Raw genomic sequence first — 20,306 nt, 5'->3', positions numbered from 1 at the left:
TCTGCATTAGTCCGATGTCGGACAACGGGAGCGCGCCAAATTCCCGAACCGGGCGATCCGGGCCATTTACCTTGCCCGGGGAAGGTCGTGACCGTGTTCATGCCGCTCACGCACGGTCGCATTCTCATGCTGATCCATCGAGCCGGCGAGCGAGGCCGCCGCAAAAGCCTCGCGCTTCCCCTGGCCTTTGTGATGCTCCTCGTTCTCGTGCCGTGAATTTCGACGGTCGGTCATTGCGCTGCAGCAATCTGCCAGACGTCGCGGCGCTTCGCCGGTGCGCATCAAAACAGTCAGGAAGGCATCCACGGGTGAGGCACGTCACGGCATTGGAGGCGCTTGACATGACATGCGATCGCAACGTTAGTTTATGTGTCTCGTTTATGGAGCCATATCGTTCCAATGAATGAAATGATCACTGCCTCAGAATTTGCAGATCGATCGCCGGTCATGAAGGCACTCCGGCTCCTGGCGCACGTCGCCGCAAGTCAGGAAGCCCCGGCGCTGGCGGAGCTGAGCCGCGCGATAAATCTGCCCAAGCCGACGACCCACCGTCTCGCGCGCGCTCTGGAGGCGGCCGGCTACATCGCCAAGGATCCGCTGACCTTGCGCTATCAGATCGGCTACTCGTTCGAGGATATTGCCCTCAAGGGATTGCGGAACAGCGCCGTGCACGGCTATCGGCGCCGCATCATGAGCGAGCTTGCCGAGCGCCTGGAAGCGCGCGTCAATCTCGTCGTTCTGAAATCGGGCAACCTCTCGTTCGTGCAGTGGGTGGATTCGACGGCGCCGCTGCGCATCAACATCAGCGGCGACATGCCGATGCCCGTGCACTGCAGTGCAAGCGGCAAGCTGCTGCTCGCATTCGGGCCGAAGGAGCTGCGGGATGCCGTCATGTGCCGCGCGCCGTTCGAGCGCTACACGAAGAATACGATCACGACGGCGAGCCGCTTCTCACGTCATCTCGACGAAATCCTCAAGCTCGGATACTCGGTGGACGATCAGGAGCTGATCCTGGGCGTCAACTGTCTCGCAGTACCTATTCAACTCAGCACAGGCCAGACCGTTGCCGGCCTCGCTGTCATGGCGCCCACGGCCACGTTGCCCCTCGACAAGCTCAAGCAGCACCTCCCCGAGATCAAGGCGGCAGCGCGCCTCATTTCCGATGAGCTTGGACGAAGCCGGCCCACGGCGCGCGGCGGTGGAGCGCCGGCAGGCCCCAAGAAATCGAAGAGCGTTTCCGCGGCATCGGTGAGAAAGAGAACTCCGAAATGAGCACAGAGCTGACGCACAGCGATGTTGAGAGCATCCTGAAGATCATTGATGCTGCCGAGCATCTCAATGAGATCGAGATCGTGCACGGCAGCTTTCGACTTCACGTCGTCCGTGAAGGAAACGGCAATGGCCGCTCGATCAGCGCGCCGATGCCGATGGCGCCTCAGGCATCGCCGCCGCCAAGCACAAACAATGCGCCGGCGCCGCAAATCGTGCCCGCGGCGCCCGCTGTTTCCACGGCCTCGGCAGAAATCCCCCCCGGAGCGGTTGCCATTCGGGCGCCCATGCTCGGCATTTTCTATCGCGCACCGGCGCCTGGCGAGAAGCCCTTCGTGGAGGTCGGACAGCGCGTGAAGGCGGACGACACCGTCTGTCTCATCGAGGTGATGAAGCTCTTCAATTCGATACGCGCGGGCGTCGATGGAGAGGTCGTGAAGATATGTGCGGAGAACAGCGGGCTCGTTGAATTCGATCAGGTGCTGATCTGCGTCAAGCCGAGCAAGGGCTGAACGCATGGCGGCCGCGCCCTTCAAGAGGATCCTGATTGCCAACCGCGGCGAGATTGCCGTTCGCGTCGTGCGCGCCTGCCAGCAACTCGGCATCGAGAGCGTCGTTGCCGTATCCGAGGCCGATCGCGACAGCCTTGCAGCCAGCATGGCGACCCGCGCGGTGTGTATCGGTCCGGCATCGGCCTCACAGAGCTACCTGCGACCGGAGCTGCTGGTGACCGCCGCTGCCGGCACGGGCTGCGAGGCCGTTCATCCCGGATATGGCTTTCTGTCCGAGCGCGCCCAGTTCTCACGCATGTGCGCCGAGGCAGGCCTTACCTTTATCGGCCCCGGGCCCGAGGCCATCGAGGTCATGGGCGACAAGCTGTCCGCGGTAAAGCTGGCCGAGGAAGTGGGTGTTCCTCGCGTGCCCGGCTCGGGGCGCGTGGACAATCCCGACAGCGCGCGCGCGTTCGCACGGACGCACGGCTATCCGGTGCTGATCAAGGCCAGTGCCGGCGGCGGCGGACGCGGTATGCGCGTCGTGCGCCGGGACGAGGAGTTCATTTCACAGCTTGCGGCCGCCGCGGCAGAAGCCCAGGCCGCTTTCGGCGATCCATCGCTCTACGTCGAGAAATTCATCGAGCGTGCGCGGCATATCGAAATTCAGGTCCTCGGCGACAAGCACGGGAACATCGTGCATCTGGGCGAGCGCGATTGCTCGACGCAGCGCCGGCATCAGAAACTGATCGAGGAAGCGCCATCGCCGGTGATAGATGCAAAGTTGCGCCAGGAGCTTGCCGATGCGGCCGTCCGGCTGGCCCGGCATGTCGGCTATGTCGGTGCAGGTACGGTCGAGTTCGTCTTCGATGACGACACGCAGCGCTGGTACTTCCTGGAAATGAATACGCGCATACAGGTCGAGCATCCCGTTACCGAGATGGTGACCGGGCGCGATCTGGTGATCGAGCAGATCCGCGTGGCGGCCGGCGCGCCAATCTCCTTCACGCAAGAGGAAGTGGCGCTCTCCGGTCATGCCATCGAGTGCCGCATCAACGCGGAGGATGCGAGCGCGAATTTTGCGCCGCGGCCAGGGCGCCTTCAGACGTGGGTCGCTCCCGCGGGCGAGGGCGTGCGGATCGATACGCACTGCTTCTCCGGCTATCTCGTGCCGCCGTACTACGACTCGCTTCTGGCGAAGATCATCGTGCACGGCCGGGATCGCCACGAAGCCGTACAGCGCATGCAGGAGGCGCTCGGGCGCCTGCAGATCTCAGGCGTGCCGACCACGGCCCCGTTTCATCAGCAAGTGCTGGCGCATCGGGACTTCGCAGGTGCTGCCGTGACGACGCGGTGGGTCGAGGAGACCTTCCTGCCATCGCTCAAGCAGGCTGGAGCGGCCTGATGCTTGGAAGCTGCACACGTGCTGATCCCTGCCGGCTCCTGGAGGGCACAGCGCCAACGCGTACGCCTGTCTCCCGGCAGGTAGCATCAAAATCACAAATCGATATGGGAGGAAGAGGCCAAAATGGCCGCGACAACAAAGGGAGATGCCGGTCGATCTGACATGCCCGAGGCCATGGGCGCGGGCATCAGGATCGTCGCATGGAACGTCCTATCGCTGGCGATCGCACTGGTGATCTGGCAGCTCGCCTCGCGCGCTGTAGGTTCGCCGTTCTTCCCCGCGCCGATGCAGATCGTCGATGCGTTCATTCAGCTCGCCACGCGCGGCGATACAACCGGACATTCGCTCTGGGAGCACTCCTGGGCAAGCATTGAGCGTGTGCTGGTCGGCTTTGGCCTCGGCGTCATCTTTGCCGTGCCGCTAGGCCTTCTCATGGGCCTCTACCCCAAGCTCTACGCAGGTACGCGCGCCGTCATCGAGCCATTCCGATTCATTCCACCCATCGCCTGGATTCCCCTCGCCATCATCTTCTTCTCGGGCCTTACGCGTTTCGCCTTCCTGATCTTCCTCGGCGCCTTCTTCCCGATCTTCACATCCACGCTCGTCGGCGTTGCGCGCGTCGAGCCCATCCATCGGAAAGTCGGCATCGTGCACGGCGCCAGCAAGCTCTGGATTCTCCGCCACGTCGTCATCCCGACGGTGATGCCGGACATCATGGCGGGCATGCGGGTTGGTCTCGGAACGGCGTGGCTGACCATTGTTGCCGCGGAGCTTGCGGGGGGCATCTCCACGGGTCTCGGCCGCATGATGATCAACTACGCAGAGCTGATCATGGTCCCGCACGTCATTGTCGGCATGCTTCTCATCGGTCTCATCGGCTTTCTCATGAACGAGGTGCTTCTGCTCATCGAAAGGCGTCTCTTCCGTTGGCGCTGGCAAGTCAGCCTCTAGGAGAGAACCGATGCACGCTCCGATCTCACTGGCCAAAGTCGATGTCGATGCTTCGCACCGCTACGGTCCACTGACGGTCCATGATGGTCTGAAGTTCAGCGTGGCTGCGAATGAGTTCATCTGCATTTGCGGACCCTCCGGCTGCGGCAAGACCACGCTGTTGGACATGCTCGCGGGAATTCTCGTTCCCTCGAGCGGTCATGTGCACATTGACGGAACGCCCGCCAATCCGAAGAAGCACAGCATCTCCTTCGTCTTTCAGGAGCCGTCGACTTTTCCCTGGCTGACCGTGTCCGAGAACGTGGCGACCGGCCTCAACATCAAGGGGGCGCCGTCGGATCAGGTGCGGTCGAAGGTGGCGAGCATCATCGACATCGTGGGGCTCAAGGGCTTCGAGGACTACTACCCGCACCAGATATCGGGAGGCATGAAGCAGCGCGTCGCCATCGCGCGGGCCTTCGCGACCGAGGCCGATCTCATTCTCATGGACGAGCCGTTCGTCAGTCTCGATCAGCCGACGCGAGAGCACATGCAGCGTGAGGTGCTCGACATCTGGCGCCACATGAAGCGGACCGTGATCTTTGTCACGCACAATCTGGAGGAAGCGGTCTACCTCGCCGACCGCGTGCTCATACTGTCCGCGAAGCCTGCGCGCATCGTGGCGGAGCTGCCCATTCCACTGCAGCATCCGCGCGATCCGCTGTCGACCGAGTTCACAGAGATCCGCTCGAAGTGCGTGCAGTGGCTGCACGCTTCGCATTGAAGAAGAAGGCCGAGGAAAGAGCGGTCCGGATACCAGGGAGCAAGGAGGACTACGATGCATACGCGGCGCACGACACTAAAAGGCATTGCAGCAACCGCACTCATGCCGACCGCCGTAACACTCGGCGCCGGCGTGGCGGCGGCACAGTCGATGAAGACGATCCGATTGGCCGATCAGAATGGCTCCGAGGTCGACTATGCGGCCGTTTGGGTCGCCGAGCTCAACGGCTACTATCAGGAAGAGGGCATAAAGATCGATCGCAAGACATACGCGAACGGTCCCTCGGCCCTGCTGGACATCAAGAACCTGGACGCTGTCATGGCGGCCATCGTCCCGTTCATGCAGTACGTCGCGCGCGGCGGCGATCTGAGGATCGTGATGTCGGTGACGAAGGGCAACGCCCCGATCATCGGCAAGAAGCAGTACAAGTCGGTCAAGGAGCTGGACGGGAAGAAGGTCGGCACGCCCGGCCTCGGCACGATTCATGATGCCGTGCTGAGCTACATACAGCGCTCGCAGAACATCAAGTTCCAGCACGTGCCGGCGAAGATCACTGATGTCGCCATCATGATCCAGAAGGGGGAGGTGGAGGCATTCATCGGGTGGGAGCCGGCGTCGGCAGCCGCCGTGGCGAAGGCGCCGGATCTCCTGCACTACATCCAGCGCATGCCGCCGATCCCGAATTCGGAGAGCCTCCAGCTCGCGTTCACGCCCGAGTACGCGAAGCAAAATCCGGAGACGGTTCAGAAGTTCGTGCGTGCAACATTGCGCGGGATTCAGTGGATCAAGGCCAACGGCGATCAGAAGACCGCCGAGCTGGTCTCGAAAAAGATGAATGATCCGAGTTCGCTGCCGATCAACCTGGACGCCTTGAAATCGGTCGATCTGACGCAACCGCGTCTGGATATGGCGTCGACGCGCCTCTGGATGACGACGATCGCCCAGCAAGGCAAGATTCCCGAGGATCTCGTCAAGGACGTGGATGGGTGGATCGGCAAATATCTCGACTACTCCTTCCTCGAGAAGGCCGAGGCATCACTGAAGTAGGAGCAGCTTGGCGGCCGGCCCCACCGGCCGCCAACGCGTCGTGAAGTTCGGAGATCATATGCGCGAAATAGCCGTCGTTGACACCACATTGCGCGATGCGCACCAATGCCTTTGGGCGACTCGTATGACGACGGCCCACATGCTGCCGATCGCAGAACGCATGGATCGTATCGGCTTCAGGCGCATAGATCTCGCCGGCACGATCCAGTTCGACGTCTGCGTGCGCTATCTCAAGGAGGATCCCTGGGAGCGCATGAGGTTGATGCGTCAGCGCATGACGCAAACGCCGCTCAGCTCGTTCACGCGCTCCAAGAATCTCGTCGCCTTCGACGTCCTGCCTGACGACATCGTCGAGCTATGGGTGGAGCGGTTGGTGGCCAACGGCTTCCGGGAGGTCGGAACCTTCGACGGCCTCAACGACGTCGACAACATGCTCACGACGATCAACGTGGCTCGGCGCCTGGGCGTGAAAACGTTCGGAGCCCTCTCCTATGGCTTGTCGCCGGTCCACACCGACGAGCTGTACATCAGGACAGCCAAAGATCTCATCAAGCGCGGCAAGGTCGACGCGATCTGGTTGAAGGACGCCGGCGGTTTGCTCACCGTCGACCGCATTCGAACGCTTGTCCCGGCCATAAAGGCCGTCATCGGCAATGTTCCGCTCGAGCTACACAGCCACTGCATGACGGGCGTCGCGCCGCTCGTGTATCTCGAGGGCATCAAGGCCGGCGCCGATATGGTGCATACGTCGATCGCGCCTCTCGCCAATGGTAATGCGCAGCCCGCGACGCAATCGACGGTCAAGAACCTGCGGGCACTCGGCTATACGGTGAATATCGACGACGCACTCGTCGACGAAGTGGGCGAGCATTTCCGCCGCGTCGCGATGCAGGAGGGAAAGCCGCTCGGCACGCCGCAGGAATACGACGCCTTTCACTACGAGCATCAGATTCCCGGCGGCATGATGTCGAACTTCCGCTCGCAGCTCGCGCAGGCGGGGCTTTCTCACCTTCTGCAGAAGCTTCTCGAGGAATGTGCGCGCGTCCGGCGCGAGCTGGGCTTCCCGATCCTCATTACGCCTTTCGCGCAGTTCGTCGGCACGCAGGCCGTCCTCAATGTCGTGCAGGGCGAGCGTTACCGGACCGTCCCCGACGAAGTGAAGAAGTACGCCCTGGGCTATTTCGGGAAACTGCTCGCGCCCGTCGACCCGGACGTTCTCGATCGCATCGTGTCCAACGGCTCGCCCAGCATCCCATTGAAGCCGGCTCCCCTCGAACCGGCCGTCGAGAAGCTGCGCCGCCAGTATCCCGAGGCCGATGACGACGAGCGCTTGCTGCGCTTCATGTTTGCCGGCCCGCAGGTCGATGAAATGCGGGCGGCGGGGGCGATGAAGACCGAGTACCTGTTCGAGGCGCCGCTGGTCAGGCTCGTGCAGGAGCTAAGCAGGCGGCGTGTCGCCAGAGTGCACTTTTCCACGGGCGGGCTGGCCCTGAGCTGACACCCGCGCAGTTTTTCGCAGCCCTAGGCATCGGGCCAGACAAGGACCTCAAACGTAGAGCGCGCCCGCGGCTCCATGCACAAACCCGTTCGCAAAGGTGGCAGACGGGCACGCATCGTGGCTGAGTGCGAAGGCCTCATCGGCATCGCGCTGGCCGTCCAGTACCGCGCGGAAGAGCTGCGCGACCGCCACCATGTCACATGTGTGTGGCGACAGCCGCAGGGACGAGACGCCGGTGTCGACCAGATCGTTGGCTTCCTTCAGAAGATTGCAGAACGCATACGAAAGCGTTTGGACGCCGTTGACGGCCAGGAACGGCTCGTGATCGAGCGTCTCTACGGTCATCCCATCCGCGTCCCGATCGCAAACGAACTGGCATGAGTCTTTCGAATGGCCATGTACGCGCGCATGATAGCAGCGTGCGGAGATGGCAAGCGGCGTGCGCCCGAAAGCCCAGACCTCGACCGTGACATCCGGCAGGGCAGAAGCAATAGCCTCGATCGAGGATCTCGGAAGCTCCGGCGGCAGCGCGACGAGCCGCGCCCCGCGGCTGGCAAGAAAGGCGAGCGTGCCTTCATTGTAGATGTTGACGAACGGGCCGATGGCATGAGGCCGCCCCGCTACGGACGGAAGCAGCGAGACATCGTTGACCTCGACCATATGGCGCCCATTGAGGAGCTCCGCGTCGTGCCGCGTCTCGCGCTTGAGCGTCGGCAAGGCGAGCGAGCTGAGCAGAACCTCCTTGCCGCCACGTTCCAGGCGCTCGATCACCTGCGGCAGAACCTCGGCGAAGAAGACCTGTCGCTTGGAGCACACCACCTCTCCAATGCATACGTGGTCGACCGGCGCTTCGTCCGCAATCCGGAAGTAGAAGTCGCGCCAGCGATCAGCCGGCCAGTTGAACAGCACAGGCCCGAGAGTCAGCGTGGTGCTCTGCATGGAATGCACTCCTTCGCGGCGCCTCAACGCCATGTCTTGACGTACGCACCGTGGGTCGCGCTCTGTCCCTCACTCAGTTGCAGCAGAATGCCGAGGGGGATCTCGGTGTTGTTCGCCATGGCATCCAATGCGGCGCGGAACGCTCCGACGACAGCTCTCGTATAGGCACGGCTGCGCTGTCGGCCTTCGATCTTGAGCGCCTTGACGCCAGCGCGTGACAGAGCAGGAAGAAGTTTGCTGGCGTCGAGACTGACGGCGTCCTCGAATACCTGACCGACCGTGCCTCCTGCCCGGAAAGCTCCCTTGCACAGCGTGGGGTAGGCAGCAGGCTGCCGCGCCGGGATGCGGTTGATCGTGAAATTCCCGAGGCGCGATACGAAGCTCCCATCGGCCTCGTGATAGCTGACGTGGCTCGGCGGCGAGCACACGCCGTGCATATTGGGAGATCGGCCGGTGACGTAGGAGGAAAGCGAGCATCGCCCTTCCTCCATCACGCACAGGCCGCCAAAAACGAACACTTCCGTCTCGCAGGCGACGGCAGCATTGATGTCCGCGATCTCGGCAACGCTCAGGACGCGGGGCAGAACGACGCGCTTCACGCCGAATGTGTCGGTATAGAAGCGGATGGCCTCGGGGCTCGAGGCCGCCGCTTGAACGGAAAGATGCAAACGAAGGTCGGGCTGGCGCTCGGCTGCGTAGGCCAGGAGGCCGATATCTGCGAGGATAACAGCATCCGCGCCGAGGGCCGCGGCATCGTCGATCGCGCGTCGCCATAGGGCTGCGTCACCGGCCCGCGGAAACGTGTTCACCGCGATGAAGACCTTGCAGTTCCGCTGATGCGCGTAGTCGATGGCGGCTGCCATGTCCGCACGGCTGAAGTTCAGTCCGGGGAAGTTGCGGGCGTTGGTCTCATCCTGGAAACCGCAATAGACGGCATGGGCGCCGGCATCGACGGCGACCCGCAGCGCTGGAGGCGTGCCCGCTGGACAGATGAGCTCCAGATCGTTTGCCGCGCTCGATGTCATTGTCGAAACCGCTCATCTTGCGCCCGTCGCTCCCGGCGCGGCTCATCTGTGAGCATTCCTCGCAGCAACCGTCCCGGTTCGCTGATCCACAATCCGATCAGCGCGGCGGCCTCCCGCAGGATCCCGATTTCGGCAGCATCCACGGCGTTGCGTAGTGCCAGAACCGCTGCAATGTCGCCCGTCACGACGATCTCTCGCGAGAAGAACAGCGCATCGCCATCGGCCTCGCCGTCGACGAGCCGCATCAGCGCCGCCAGTGTTCCGCTGATACGCGCGTGCTGGGATTGCTCATCGAGCTCGCGACGCAGATGCACGCCCACCACGCCGTCACGCAGCTCGATCTCGATGGCAAATGGGACATCGGTCGGATCGATGCCGAAGCGCAGCAGATCCGTACGGCCAATACGCGTGAGGATATCGGGGTGACGCGTGACGATATTGCTCGCGAGCTGTTGCAGGAAAATCTCGAGCGGCAGCAGAGGCAGCGGGCGCAGTGCCGAAGAGACGACATCCGGAACGCGGAAATCACGTCTGAACGACAAAGTAAACATGATGTCTCCACATACGCCCGCTGCCATACGCGAGGCATCTTCCACTAGCTGATGTCGCGGCGGGAGCACTTAACCAAAGTCAAGGCGTAGTGCAGTTCTCCGCCCGAGATACGTGGACCCCTGCTGGGAGGGACCATGTCCTTTCGCGAACTGCCGCACTTTCGCGACCTGCGCGCATTTCTGCACTTTCTCGATGCCTCGGCCCGCCTGGCGAAGGTGGATGCACCCATCTCCACCGTTCATGAGATGACTGAAGTCCACCGGCGCGTGCTCGAGCAGCGCGGGCCAGCCTTGCTCTTCACAAATGCACACACAGCAGATGGTGCGGCGGCCCAAATGCCTGTGCTGGTCAATCTCTTTGGATCAATCGAGCGCGTCGCATGGGGCTTGGGCGTGCCGCGAGAGCGGATATCCGCGCTGGGAGACCTGCTGGCGCGACTGCGGCAGCCCGAACCGATCGATGGCTTCAAGGGGTTGCGAAAAAGCTGGCCGCTCGTCAAGGCGGCGCTCAGCGCCCAGCCGTCGATCGTCGGCCGCCCCGCGGTGCAGGAAAAAATCTGCACCGATCGGAACGCCGATCTTGCGCGTTTACCGGTTCAAACCTGCTGGCCCGGTGAGCCGGCGCCGCTGATCACCTGGCCACTCGTCATTACCCGCACGCCAGGCTCGGACAATCTCGCCAGCTACAACACTGGCGTCTATCGCGTTCAGGTGCTGGATCGCGATCGGGCCATCATTCGCTGGCTCGCGCATCGCGGCGGCGCAGCACATCATCGGCTTTGGTCCGCCACGGGCCAGAGGATGCCGGTTGCGATCGCCATCGGTGCTGATCCGGCAACCATGCTCTCGGCGGTTCTGCCGTTGCCTGAGGGCATGTCCGAGCTGCGCTTCTCGGGTGTTCTCAGAGGCGAGCGGCCGCGCCTTGCGCGATGTGTGACGCAGCCGCTGATGGTGCCGGCCGACGCCGAAATCGTGATCGAGGGCACTGTTTCGCCCGATGAGACCGCGCCCGAAGGCCCGTACGGCGATCACACTGGCTACTACAATGCGGTCGAGAATTTTCCCGTGATGCAGGTCACCGCCATCACGAGCAGGCGCGCACCCATCTACGTTTCGACCTACACTGGACGTCCTCCCGACGAGCCTTCGATCATCGGGGAAGCGCTCAATGAGCTTTTTGTCCCGATCCTGCGCGGCCAGATCCCCGAGGTCGTCGATTGCTGGCTGCCGCCCGATGCCTGCTCCTATCGCATGGCCGTCGTCTCGATGCGCAAGCGCTATCCTGGTCAGGCGCGCCGCGTGATGATGGCGCTCTGGGGCATGATGGTGCAGTTCTCCTACACGAAGATCATCGTGGTCGTGGATGACGACATCGACGTGCGCAATCCTCGTGATGTCCTGTGGGCGCTGTCGACGCGCATGGATCCCGGGCGCGATCTTGTCATCCTCGATCGGACACCGATCGACTACCTCGACTTTTCGTCACCGCAGAGCGGGCTTGGCGGAAAGCTCGGCATCGACGCAACGAACAAGATCGGCGCCGAAACAAGTCGGGAATGGGGGCGCCCACTGCACATGGATCGGGCTGTGGTGGATCGCGTGGAGCGCATGTGGTCAGAGCTCGGCCTGGATGGCGTGAAGATCTCGGCCAATGGAGGCGACCGGTGAGCCGCCAACGTGTCGTTCTCGGCATCAGCGGTGCATCCGGTGCTGCCATTGGCGTGCGCATTGCCGAGATTCTTTCTCAGCTCCCCGAGATCGAGACACATCTCGTCATTTCGCCCGCCGCCTTGCGCACATTGGCGATCGAGATCGGCCCGGGCGCTGTCGCTCGTCTCGAGCGCAGTGTTGCCAAGCGCCATCCGAGCGACGACATCGGTGCCGAAATCGCGAGCGGCTCTGTTGCGACGGCGGGGATGATCGTCGCGCCGTGCTCCATGAGGACGCTTTCAGGCATTGCCAGCGGGATCGCGGACAACCTGATCGTGCGCGCCGCCGATGTGCATCTCAAGGAGCGCCGGCCGCTCATTCTGGTGGCGCGCGAAAGTCCGCTGCATCTCGGCCATCTGCGATCCATGACCGCCGTCACGGAATTCGGCGCCGTCATAGCGCCACCCGTGCCGGCGTTCTATCTCCTGCCCGAGCGGCTGTCTGATATCGTGGATCAGATTGCCTTGCGCACCATAGATCTGCTGCGCCTGCGCGGCGCGCCGCGCCCACGCGCGTGGGCGGACCATGCTGGTGAGCAGCCCTCTCGAGAATGACGACGGCGAAGACATAGTCGGCGGGGCTGCGGTTTGATCCGCGTCAAAGTCCCCACGTCCAACAGCCAGCATACAAAAATGTATCGATCAAGCTGCTTTCTGTCGCGCGCCGTCGCGTAACGGACGGCGCAGACGGGCTAGAGGGGCGTGGGCCACTGATCCGCAACGCATCGCCGATGGAGCCTGAGGATTGGCACCTCGTCCGATCGACGCCGCTCTTTGGACGCATTCCAAAGGATGTCACCGCGAGGCTCGTGGGATCGTCAGGGCCGAGGTGCTACGAGAAGGGCGCGCTGCTCTTCCAGCAAGGCGATCCGGCCGATGCCTTCTATGTCATCCTCGAGGGTTGGGTGAAGATCGCGCGTCTCACCTCGGAGGGCGGCGAAGCCGTCGTCGGCATGTTCCGGCGCGGCGAGACCTTTGCCGAGGCCGCCATGTTTCTCGGCGGCCGCTATCCGGCCAATGCCGAGGTGGTGGCGCCGTCGCGCTTGCTGAAAATTGACGGGGAGAACCTGCGCAAGAGTATCCGCGAGAACCCGGACCTCGCGCTCTGCATGCTGGCCTCGGCGTCCCACCACCTGAAGTTCCTCGTCGAGCAGATCGAGCAGATCAAGCTGCTGTCCGCCCCGCAGCGCATCGCTGACTTCCTGATCCAGCAGTGCCGCACGCGCCGCGGTTCCTGCGTGGTCGTTCTGCCCTACGAGAAGGCGCTGATCGCCAATCGCCTCGGCATGAAGCCCGAGAGTTTCTCGCGCGCGATCGGCCGGCTGCGCAATCTCGGCGTCTCCGTCGATCACGAGTACGTCTCTATTGCTGACGTCGCCACGCTCGTTGCCTTCGTCGAGAAGAGCTCCGTCGAGAGCTGATCGGCGGTTCCGCTCGCCCCTCCGTCGCACGCCGGTGGCGGGAATTGACCCTTAGCGGAACAAGGCGAAGGTTCAGCAGCAGCCTTCGCCTCATTGCCCGGAGTTGTGTTCAATCGGCGGGGCCCGCGAACAAGATGAGATTGCCATCAGGGTCGAGGACGATGAAGTTCCGCGCGCCCCAAGGCTCTTTCTTGAGCCCTTGGTGGAAGCTCACGCCGGCGGATTGGAACTCCAAGAAGAGCTGCTTGATCTCTGTTGCCGAGTCTACCGTGATCGAGGCCGACAGCAACTGCTCGCGCTGGCGAATATTTCCGATGAAGACAGGCTCGCAGACAAGCCGCAGGCAAAGCCGCGCATGGTCGCGCTTGACCAAGCCGTAATACGGCGGATCGCCGTAGGCAAACTCGACTGCGAACCCGAGTTTAGAAGTGAAAAACTCGCACGACGCCCTGAAGTCAGCGACGTAGAGTACGGCTTCCGTCCTGCTGAGGATCGGACGTGTCGTTACCTGCTTGACTTGAGTGTTCACGGCTAGGGCTCCTGCCTTGAGCGCCTGCCACCCTTCGAACCCTAATTGGCGAGCAACAAGCTCCTGCGCGTCGCTGAGCTTGAACGTCGCCTCCAACACCTGATAGTCATCCAGGTGCTGAAATCGAGGTAGCGAAGCTCTGATCTCCGCGGCGACTGGATGATACCGCTCACGATGCCAGCGCAGATACTGCTTGGCCTGCTTCTTCAGGTTTTCAAGGTTCGGCATGGGCGCAACTACGGTTCACGAATCGTAGGTGGGCATAGCCCCTTCGGCCTCGACCGATGCGCCCTACTGCAACTGTTCCACAGTGCCAGCGCCGACAGCGGATTGTCAACGGCGGCGATGCCCCTTGTTGGCCCGTCTCTGCGTAGCGATCGGAGCACCCGGCGCTCAATCCCACTAGAGTCGCTTTTTCACGCCGGTTTGTTTGCGGAAGTAAAATTCAATCGTGTTTGGCAACCCATTCCGACATGGGTGACACGGGCGCCCCGCCTCGGTTTTCGATCAGATGGCAGCGAACGGAGTGAGCTGGAGCCAGTTCGCGGAGCTCGGGTGGCAATTGATGACAGCGGGATTCGGCGATTGGACATCGTGGCGCAAACCGGCAGCCTGGTGGCGGAGCGATGGGGCTCGGCGGATCGCCACTGAGGCGAATACGACCCGCCGACCCGGCGGTGCCGACACCGACCCGTGGCACCGCCGATAGGAGCGCCTGGCTGTATGGATGCAGCGGCGCCGAAAAGAACGATCGACGAGGCGCCTTCTCCACGATCTGGCCCAGATACATGACGGCAACCTCGTCCGCCATGTGCTTAACCACGGCCATATCATGCGAAATGAACAGATAGGTAATGGCCCGCTGGCGCTTCAACCGTTGCAGCAGGTTCAGGATCTGAGCGCGGATTGCGACATCGAGCGCGGACACCGGCTCGTCGCAGATGATGAGATCGGGATCAGGCGCCAGGGCGCGTGCGATGTTGATCCGCTGTCGCTGACCGCCGGAGAATTGATGCGGAAACAGGCCTCGCTGCTCCGGTCTCAGCCCCACCGCCTCGAACAGTTCGGAGACGCGCGCGTCGCGCGACGCCTGATCGCCGATATTCATGACATCGAGCGGACTGCGCACGATGTCGCCCGCTCGCACGCGAGGATTGAGCGACGAGTAGGGATCCTGGAATATGTACTGGATGCGCCGCCGGTTCTCGTGCGACCGACCACCCGAAAGTTCGTCGAGCCGTGTATTATCAAGTTCGATGCTGCCGGCAGTGGTCGGCACCAGCCGCAAAATCGCGCGCGCCACCGTCGTCTTTCCCGACCCCGACTCGCCCACCAGACCGACGGTCTGGCCTCGGTTCAATGTCAGTGACACACGGTCAACCGCGCGCACCACCTCAGGCTGCGCCAAGGGGTTCAGCCGCCGACGCCGAAAGTGAACCTGCAGATCCTTGATCTCCAGGATCGGCGCCGTCATGGCCGCCCCTCCTGTCGCTGCCAGCAAGCCACCCAATGCGCCACTCCGATGAGAGTCGCCGCCGGCATCTCTTGTCGACACCATGGCAGCACGACATTGCATCGATCGGCGAATGGGCAGCCGGTCTGCAACTCCCAGATCGAGGGAACGACGCCGGGAATTTCCGGCAGGTCGGCGGGCTCGCCATCGCCGTCCATCTCGAGGGTGGGGACGCAGGCAACGAGACCTCGAGTGTAGGGATGCGCGGGCCGGGCGAGCACGTCGCGCGTGGCGCCCTGCTCGACGACGCGTCCGCCGTACATGACGACGACCCGATCCGTCATCTCGGCGATTACGCCCATGTCGTGCGTGATCAGGATCAGGCCCATGCCGCGCGCCTGCTGGATGGATCGCAGCAGATCGAAAATTTGCGCCTGGACGGTCACATCCAGCGCCGTGGTCGGCTCGTCGGCAATGAGCAACTCGGGCTCGCATGCGATCGCCATGGCGATCATGACGCGCTGTCGCATACCTCCCGAGAGCTGGTGCGGATACGCGTCGAAGCGCTGCTCGGGCGACGGAATTCCGACCGCCTTGAGCAGCTCGACACCGCGGGCACGCGCCGCCGCACCGCTGAGACCGAGATGAAGCGTCAACGATTCGGCAATCTGGCTGCCCACCGTGAAAACCGGGTTGAGCGAGGTCATCGGCTCCTGAAAGATCATCGCGATCCGATTGCCGCGGATGTCACGCATGCGCGCGTCGGTTGCCTGCAGGAGGTCCTCGCCTCCCAGCACGATGCGACCCGCACTGATCCGCCCCGGTGGGTTGGGAACGAGACGCATGATCGCCAGCGCTGTCATGCTCTTGCCGCACCCGGACTCGCCAACGATGCCCAGCGTTTCGCGAGGTTTCATCTCGAACGCGACATCGTTCAACACGCGCGCGAGATTGTCGCCGGAGCCGAACTCCACCGACAGCCCCTCGATCCGCAGCAGACCGGCAGCGGTCATCGGCGCTCCCTCAGCTTGGGATTGAGCGCGTCGTTCAGGCCATCGCCGATCAGGCTGACGGCGAGAACAGTGAGAAAGATCATGCATCCAGGGAACGTGACGGCCCACCAGGAACTGAGGATATAGGACCGGCTGGAGCCGATCATGAGGCCCCAGCTCATGCGATTGGGGTCCCCCAAACCGAGAAACGACAAGCTCGCCTCGAACAGGATCGCTGTGCCGATCGCGAAGGTCGCGGATACGATGAGGGGCGGCAAGGCATTTGGGAGGATGACGCCCCAGATGATGCGGCCCTTTCCGGCGCCAATCACGTGCTCAGCGGCGACGAAGTCCAGCTCCTTCAGTTTCAGGAATTCGGCACGAGTGAGCCGCGCGGTCGCAGTCCAGCTGACGGCGCCGATCGAGAGCGCAATCGTCATCAGCGTCGGCGTGAAAAGCGTCACGAGAACCATCGAGAACAACAGTGCGGGCAGCACCTGGAAGAACTCTGTCACCCGCATCAGAATTTCGTCGATGGTGCCCCCAAAGAAACCGGCAATGGCGCCAACGGTGATGCCGATGAGGACGGAGACAAGCGCGGCCGACAGCCCAACTGCGAGTGTTGCTCGTCCTCCATGCACGATGCCCGTCAAAACATCGCGGCCTTGTTGATCGGTGCCGAGCAGCGCCTCCTGGAAACTCGGCGGAGAAAGCGGTGCCGCAACGATGTCGAACGGATCGGCGGGCATCAGCATCGGGCCGAGCAAGGCCAGGGCGACGATCGCCCCCAGAAGCGCGAAGCCGACCACCGCCACCGGGCTGCGCGCAAACATGCGCAGTGCTTCCCGCGTCGGATGCTCACCGTGTGCAGGCCGTGAGTTGGCGCTCATGTCCTGATCCTTGGATCGGCGAGGCGGTAGCACATGTCCGTCAGCTGGTTGACCACGATTACCAACAACGAGGAAAAGAAAAGGAGCCCCAGCAAAGTCGGATAGTCACGCCGGAGCACGGAGTCGAACGCCAGACGGCCGAGACCGGGCCAGTTGAAGACGGTCTCCACCACGATCGCGCCAGCCAGCATGTTGCCGAACTGCAGACCGACGATCGTGATCACCGGCAGTAGCGCGTTCCGCAGGGCATGGCGGAAATAGACGGTATTCTCCGTCAGTCCTTTCGCGCGCGCAGTGCGGATGTAGTCGGCACCCAGCACATCGAGCATGCTGGCGCGTGTCAACCGGCCATACTGCGCCAGATAGACGATGGCGAGGGAAAGGCTCGGCAACACGAGATGGTGCGCCACATCGAGCATATCAGCGAACACACCTTGCCGGACGACTGCAGCCCTCATCCCCGATACAGGCAGGATCGGAATGATCGACGCGAACAGGATGATCAACAGCATCCCGGTCCAGAAGACGGGCGCCGAATAGCCTACGACGGAGACGACCGTGATGATCTGCGACAGCAGACCGTTCGGGCGCCTGGACGCCATCACCCCCAGCGTCGTGCCGGCCAGCACAGCCAGGAACAAGGCCGTCATGACAAGAAGCAGAGTGGCGGGCACCCGCTCGAGGATCAGTTGCGTTACCGGCAGATTGAAGAAGTACGAATGGCCGAGATCGCCGCTGATAGCACGCGACAGGTAGATGCCGAGTTGGGCCGGCAAGGGCTTGTCCAAGCCATAAGCGCGCTGCAGCTCAGCACGTATTTCCTCCGTCATGCCGCCCATTTGGCCGGCGAGCGTCTCGATCGGATCGCCTGGCGCCAAGCGGATCAGCAGGAAATTCAGCACCAGCACCGCGAGCACGAGCACCGCCGCGTAGCTCAAGCGCTTCAGAAGGAAAGCGGTGAGCGCCATGACAGTCGGTCCACCTCGATACTGCGGAAACTAGTCGGCAAGCCACGTATCGAGCAGCGGCGCAGCAGCGCCCCAAATCGTCGCCGGCAGGCCATGGACGCGCTTGCTGGCAATCGTGTGATAGGGCAACTCGGTCAGCCACACGAGCGGTACATCGGCTGTTACGATCTTCTGAAACTCGACGTAGAGGGCCTTTCGCTTTGCGGGATCCATCTCTTGCTCGGCCGTGGCCAGCAGCTCGTCAACTTTGGGATTTGCGTACTGTGCGTTGTTCGTGAATACGAGCGGTCGGATATTGGTCGACAGATAGGTGCGGTGGACCCCGATGACCGGATCGCCCCACGCGAAGGCCGCATCCATGCTGATGTCGAAGTCCTTGCTCGCCATGTGTCGCGCGAACGTCGCGAAATCGGCCGGCGTACGCACCTCGACCTCGATCCCGATCCGCTTGAGGGCAGGCTTCATGTACTCGGCGATCCGCTTCTGGCCGTCCTCGTCGCCGGGATAGTAGTCACACGTGATCCGCATTCTGACGCCGTCGGGCCCGCGCTTGATGCCGGCCGCGTCGAGCAGCGCCTCCGCTTTCTTGAGATCGAAGGCGTACTGCGTCGTTTCCGCCGAATGCTGCGGAAAGCCGCTGTGAATCGGCCCTGTCGCCTTCCGCGACAGCCCCTTGTGCAGTGCCTTGCCGATGAAGTCGCGATCGATCGCATGCGCGATCGCCTGGCGAACCCGGATGTCGTCGAATGGCTTCTTCTTGTTGTTGAAAAGCAGCCAGTTGATGCCGCCGATCGCCTCGTAGCCGCGCGACGTGATCGTCAGGGCCGGATTGGATTTGGCGCGTTCGAGCTCGAGCACGCGATTGAAGAACGGCTGCATGTGCAGGCGGCCCGATTCCAGCTCGAGCAACGAGGTTTGCGAGTCCGGATAGAGCTTCAGGATGATCCTGTCGAGGAGCGGCTTGCCGGGAAGGAAGAACTTGTCGAACCGCTCCATAACGGCCTGATCGCCGGGCTTGAAGGAGACGAACTTGAAGGGGCCCGAGCCGACGACATCCTTATTGTTGCGTGGATGTGTCTTGATCGCATGGCCATCACCATAGATGTGCTTGGGCAGGATCGGCATCAGCGGCGGCCCCATCGCATAGAGGATGGCGGGATGCGGGTGCTTCAGCCGGATGACAGCAGTGTGGGGATCCGGTGTGTCGACGCCCTCGACCGGACGCAACATGGTATTGAAAGGATGGTTGTCCCGGATCGTGAGGATCGAGAACGCGACGTCCTCCGAGGTGATCGGATGGCCGTCGTGGAAAATAGCGTTCTTGCGTAGATGGAGAGTAACCGCGAGGGCATCAGTGGAGATTTCCCACCGCTCCGCAAGGTAAGGCTGAGGGTTCCACTTATCGTCGTGCATGATCGGGCTCGCAAAGAGCTGCGCGCCGGGGATCATGATTCCGGTGCCGGAACCGACAGCGTTGTTGAAATGCGTGGTTGCGCTGCTCTGGCCCATCACCAGCGTGCCGCCTCGCTTGGGCTCCTGCGCCGCCGCGCTGCCGAGCGTCAATGCTGCAGCGGCGATGAGCACTCCAAAGTTACGTGCGCGCATTGCATCTCCTCCCACTTGATTCTCCCCACGCGGCGGCCGCGCATCGCCCAAGCCACGTGAAGACTTGTTCAAGAAAATGAAAAATGCAATACAATTTTCACGACGCCGAGATTGGGCGTCATGTTTTTCATCCTCCGAAGCAAGATCCTCCGAAGCAAGAATGTGGCCCATGGACTCCAAACCCCTGACTTCACGGCACTCGTCCAACCGGAAGCCTGCCGCATCCCCATCCGCATCGGCGCTCGGGTCCACGATCCGAGATTTGCGATTGGCACGCGGCAAGACGATTGCCGAACTGGCGACCGCGATCGGGCGCTCGATCGGCTACGTCAGCCAGATCGAGCGCGATCAGTCGGGCATATCCATCGGGACATTGCAGAAGATCTCCGACGCGCTCGGCGTCGGTATCAACTGGTTCTTCCAGGGGCCGGCCGCGGCGCCGCCGGGAGAGCGCGACGTCGTCGTGCGCAAGGGCAATCGTCGCATCCTCGACTTGAGTGCGAAGGGTGTCATCGAGGAGCTCCTTTCGCCAACGCTGACGGGGCAACTCGAGCTGATCATCACGACCTTCCAGCCAGGCTCCTCTACCGGTCGCGGTGGCCGTCTGCGGAAGGGGGAGGAAGCGGGTCTCATCATGTCCGGTGAACTCGACCTGTGCGTCGACGGCAAGCGCTTCAAGCTCACGTCGGGCGACAGCTACTCCCTGCGGCATAAGGGTCGCCATCGCTTCGAGAACCGGGGTAGCGCTCCAGCCGTCCTGATGTGCGTCCTGACACCGCCGAGCTCGTACTAGCTCGCCA

The 20,306-nt window shown here is 62.7% G+C and carries 21 protein-coding genes; 12 read left to right on the top strand and 9 right to left on the bottom strand.

Annotated features, from left to right (window positions below; all coding sequences use genetic code 11):
* Nucleotides 1–87 precede the first annotated feature (87 nt).
* The 8 genes from CS1BSM3_RS28860 to CS1BSM3_RS25890 all read left to right on the top strand — a co-directional run bounded on the left by CS1BSM3_RS28860 (nt 88) and on the right by CS1BSM3_RS25890 (nt 7,424).
* Entirely contained in the window at nt 88–216 is a 129-nt protein-coding gene (locus tag CS1BSM3_RS28860) for a hypothetical protein (protein WP_280174775.1), read from the top strand.
* 231 nt (nt 217–447) lie between these two features.
* A complete protein-coding gene (locus tag CS1BSM3_RS25920; RefSeq protein WP_174263793.1) occupies nt 448–1,272 on the top strand; it encodes an IclR family transcriptional regulator in 825 nt (274 codons plus the stop codon).
* On the top strand, nt 1,269–1,781 hold the full coding sequence (gene accB / locus CS1BSM3_RS25915; protein WP_072392895.1) for an acetyl-CoA carboxylase biotin carboxyl carrier protein: 513 nt from the start codon (nt 1,269–1,271) through the stop codon (nt 1,779–1,781). Before CS1BSM3_RS25920 ends, accB begins: the two co-directional genes overlap by 4 nt.
* Nucleotides 1,782–1,785: 4 nt before the next feature.
* A complete protein-coding gene (gene accC / locus CS1BSM3_RS25910; protein WP_072392892.1) occupies nt 1,786–3,165 on the top strand; it encodes an acetyl-CoA carboxylase biotin carboxylase subunit in 1,380 nt (459 codons plus the stop codon).
* 123 nt (nt 3,166–3,288) lie between these two features.
* Nucleotides 3,289–4,116: an ABC transporter permease gene (locus CS1BSM3_RS25905; protein ID WP_210188832.1), complete on the top strand. Its 828-nt coding sequence runs from the start codon at nt 3,289–3,291 to the stop codon at nt 4,114–4,116.
* 10 nt (nt 4,117–4,126) lie between these two features.
* Nucleotides 4,127–4,879, top strand: coding sequence for an ABC transporter ATP-binding protein (locus tag CS1BSM3_RS25900; protein WP_072392886.1), 753 nt, complete (start codon nt 4,127–4,129; stop codon nt 4,877–4,879).
* Nucleotides 4,880–4,933: 54 nt separating this feature from the next.
* Complete coding sequence (locus tag CS1BSM3_RS25895) at nt 4,934–5,926, top strand: ABC transporter substrate-binding protein (RefSeq protein WP_072392884.1); 993 nt, start codon at nt 4,934–4,936, stop codon at nt 5,924–5,926.
* Nucleotides 5,927–5,984: 58 nt separating this feature from the next.
* Complete coding sequence (locus tag CS1BSM3_RS25890; RefSeq protein ID WP_072394592.1) at nt 5,985–7,424, top strand: pyruvate carboxylase subunit B; 1,440 nt, start codon at nt 5,985–5,987, stop codon at nt 7,422–7,424.
* Nucleotides 7,425–7,472: 48 nt separating this feature from the next.
* Here CS1BSM3_RS25890 and CS1BSM3_RS25885 read toward each other — a convergent pair whose 3' ends face one another.
* Genes CS1BSM3_RS25885 through CS1BSM3_RS25875 form a run of 3 tightly spaced genes read right to left on the bottom strand, consistent with a single transcriptional unit; the run spans nt 7,473 to nt 9,966 of the window.
* Complete coding sequence (locus tag CS1BSM3_RS25885; RefSeq protein WP_072392882.1) at nt 7,473–8,363, bottom strand: ubiquinone anaerobic biosynthesis protein UbiV; 891 nt, start codon at nt 8,361–8,363, stop codon at nt 7,473–7,475.
* A 23-nt stretch (nt 8,364–8,386) separates the two neighbouring features.
* Nucleotides 8,387–9,364, bottom strand: coding sequence for a ubiquinone anaerobic biosynthesis protein UbiU (locus CS1BSM3_RS25880; protein ID WP_210188863.1), 978 nt, complete (start codon nt 9,362–9,364; stop codon nt 8,387–8,389).
* A 20-nt stretch (nt 9,365–9,384) separates the two neighbouring features.
* Entirely contained in the window at nt 9,385–9,966 is a 582-nt protein-coding gene (locus CS1BSM3_RS25875) for a ubiquinone anaerobic biosynthesis accessory factor UbiT (RefSeq protein ID WP_083528907.1), read from the bottom strand.
* Nucleotides 9,967–10,074: 108 nt separating this feature from the next.
* Between CS1BSM3_RS25875 and CS1BSM3_RS25870 the strand changes: the two genes are divergently transcribed.
* The 3 genes from CS1BSM3_RS25870 to CS1BSM3_RS25860 all read left to right on the top strand — a co-directional run bounded on the left by CS1BSM3_RS25870 (nt 10,075) and on the right by CS1BSM3_RS25860 (nt 13,069).
* Nucleotides 10,075–11,607 carry a UbiD family decarboxylase gene (locus CS1BSM3_RS25870; protein ID WP_072392873.1) on the top strand — a complete coding sequence of 511 codons (1,533 nt, stop codon included), beginning with the start codon at nt 10,075–10,077 and terminating at the stop codon, nt 11,605–11,607.
* Complete coding sequence (locus CS1BSM3_RS25865) at nt 11,604–12,203, top strand: UbiX family flavin prenyltransferase (RefSeq protein ID WP_072392870.1); 600 nt, start codon at nt 11,604–11,606, stop codon at nt 12,201–12,203. The genes CS1BSM3_RS25870 and CS1BSM3_RS25865 overlap by 4 nt, the downstream gene beginning before the upstream one ends.
* Nucleotides 12,204–12,379: 176 nt before the next feature.
* Nucleotides 12,380–13,069 (top strand): Crp/Fnr family transcriptional regulator, encoded by a 690-nt coding sequence (locus tag CS1BSM3_RS25860; protein WP_072392867.1) that lies wholly within the window; start codon nt 12,380–12,382, stop codon nt 13,067–13,069.
* A 109-nt stretch (nt 13,070–13,178) separates the two neighbouring features.
* Here the strand turns inward: CS1BSM3_RS25860 and CS1BSM3_RS25855 are convergent, their stop codons facing one another.
* The 6 genes from CS1BSM3_RS25855 to CS1BSM3_RS25830 all read right to left on the bottom strand — a co-directional run bounded on the left by CS1BSM3_RS25855 (nt 13,179) and on the right by CS1BSM3_RS25830 (nt 19,506).
* Nucleotides 13,179–13,826 (bottom strand): VOC family protein, encoded by a 648-nt coding sequence (locus CS1BSM3_RS25855; protein WP_072392864.1) that lies wholly within the window; start codon nt 13,824–13,826, stop codon nt 13,179–13,181.
* Nucleotides 13,827–14,043: 217 nt separating this feature from the next.
* The gene (locus tag CS1BSM3_RS25850) at nt 14,044–15,072 is read right to left on the bottom strand and encodes an ABC transporter ATP-binding protein (protein ID WP_072392861.1); all 1,029 of its coding nucleotides are present in this window, start codon (nt 15,070–15,072) and stop codon (nt 14,044–14,046) included.
* A complete protein-coding gene (locus tag CS1BSM3_RS25845) occupies nt 15,069–16,064 on the bottom strand; it encodes an ABC transporter ATP-binding protein (RefSeq protein WP_072392858.1) in 996 nt (331 codons plus the stop codon). The genes CS1BSM3_RS25850 and CS1BSM3_RS25845 overlap by 4 nt, the downstream gene beginning before the upstream one ends.
* Nucleotides 16,061–16,933, bottom strand: coding sequence for an ABC transporter permease (locus CS1BSM3_RS25840; RefSeq protein ID WP_072392855.1), 873 nt, complete (start codon nt 16,931–16,933; stop codon nt 16,061–16,063). The genes CS1BSM3_RS25845 and CS1BSM3_RS25840 overlap by 4 nt, the downstream gene beginning before the upstream one ends.
* Nucleotides 16,930–17,901 carry an ABC transporter permease gene (locus CS1BSM3_RS25835; protein WP_072392852.1) on the bottom strand — a complete coding sequence of 324 codons (972 nt, stop codon included), beginning with the start codon at nt 17,899–17,901 and terminating at the stop codon, nt 16,930–16,932. Before CS1BSM3_RS25835 ends, CS1BSM3_RS25840 begins: the two co-directional genes overlap by 4 nt.
* A 30-nt stretch (nt 17,902–17,931) precedes the next feature.
* On the bottom strand, nt 17,932–19,506 hold the full coding sequence (locus tag CS1BSM3_RS25830) for an ABC transporter substrate-binding protein (RefSeq protein ID WP_072392849.1): 1,575 nt from the start codon (nt 19,504–19,506) through the stop codon (nt 17,932–17,934).
* A 76-nt stretch (nt 19,507–19,582) separates the two neighbouring features.
* Between CS1BSM3_RS25830 and CS1BSM3_RS25825 the strand changes: the two genes are divergently transcribed.
* A complete protein-coding gene (locus CS1BSM3_RS25825; protein WP_083528906.1) occupies nt 19,583–20,299 on the top strand; it encodes a helix-turn-helix domain-containing protein in 717 nt (238 codons plus the stop codon).
* Nucleotides 20,300–20,306: the final 7 nt, after the last annotated feature.

Source organism: Hyphomicrobium sp. CS1BSMeth3, from assembly GCF_900117415.1.
Taxonomy (GTDB): domain Bacteria; phylum Pseudomonadota; class Alphaproteobacteria; order Rhizobiales; family Hyphomicrobiaceae.
This window is presented reverse-complemented; position numbering and strand designations above follow the sequence as displayed.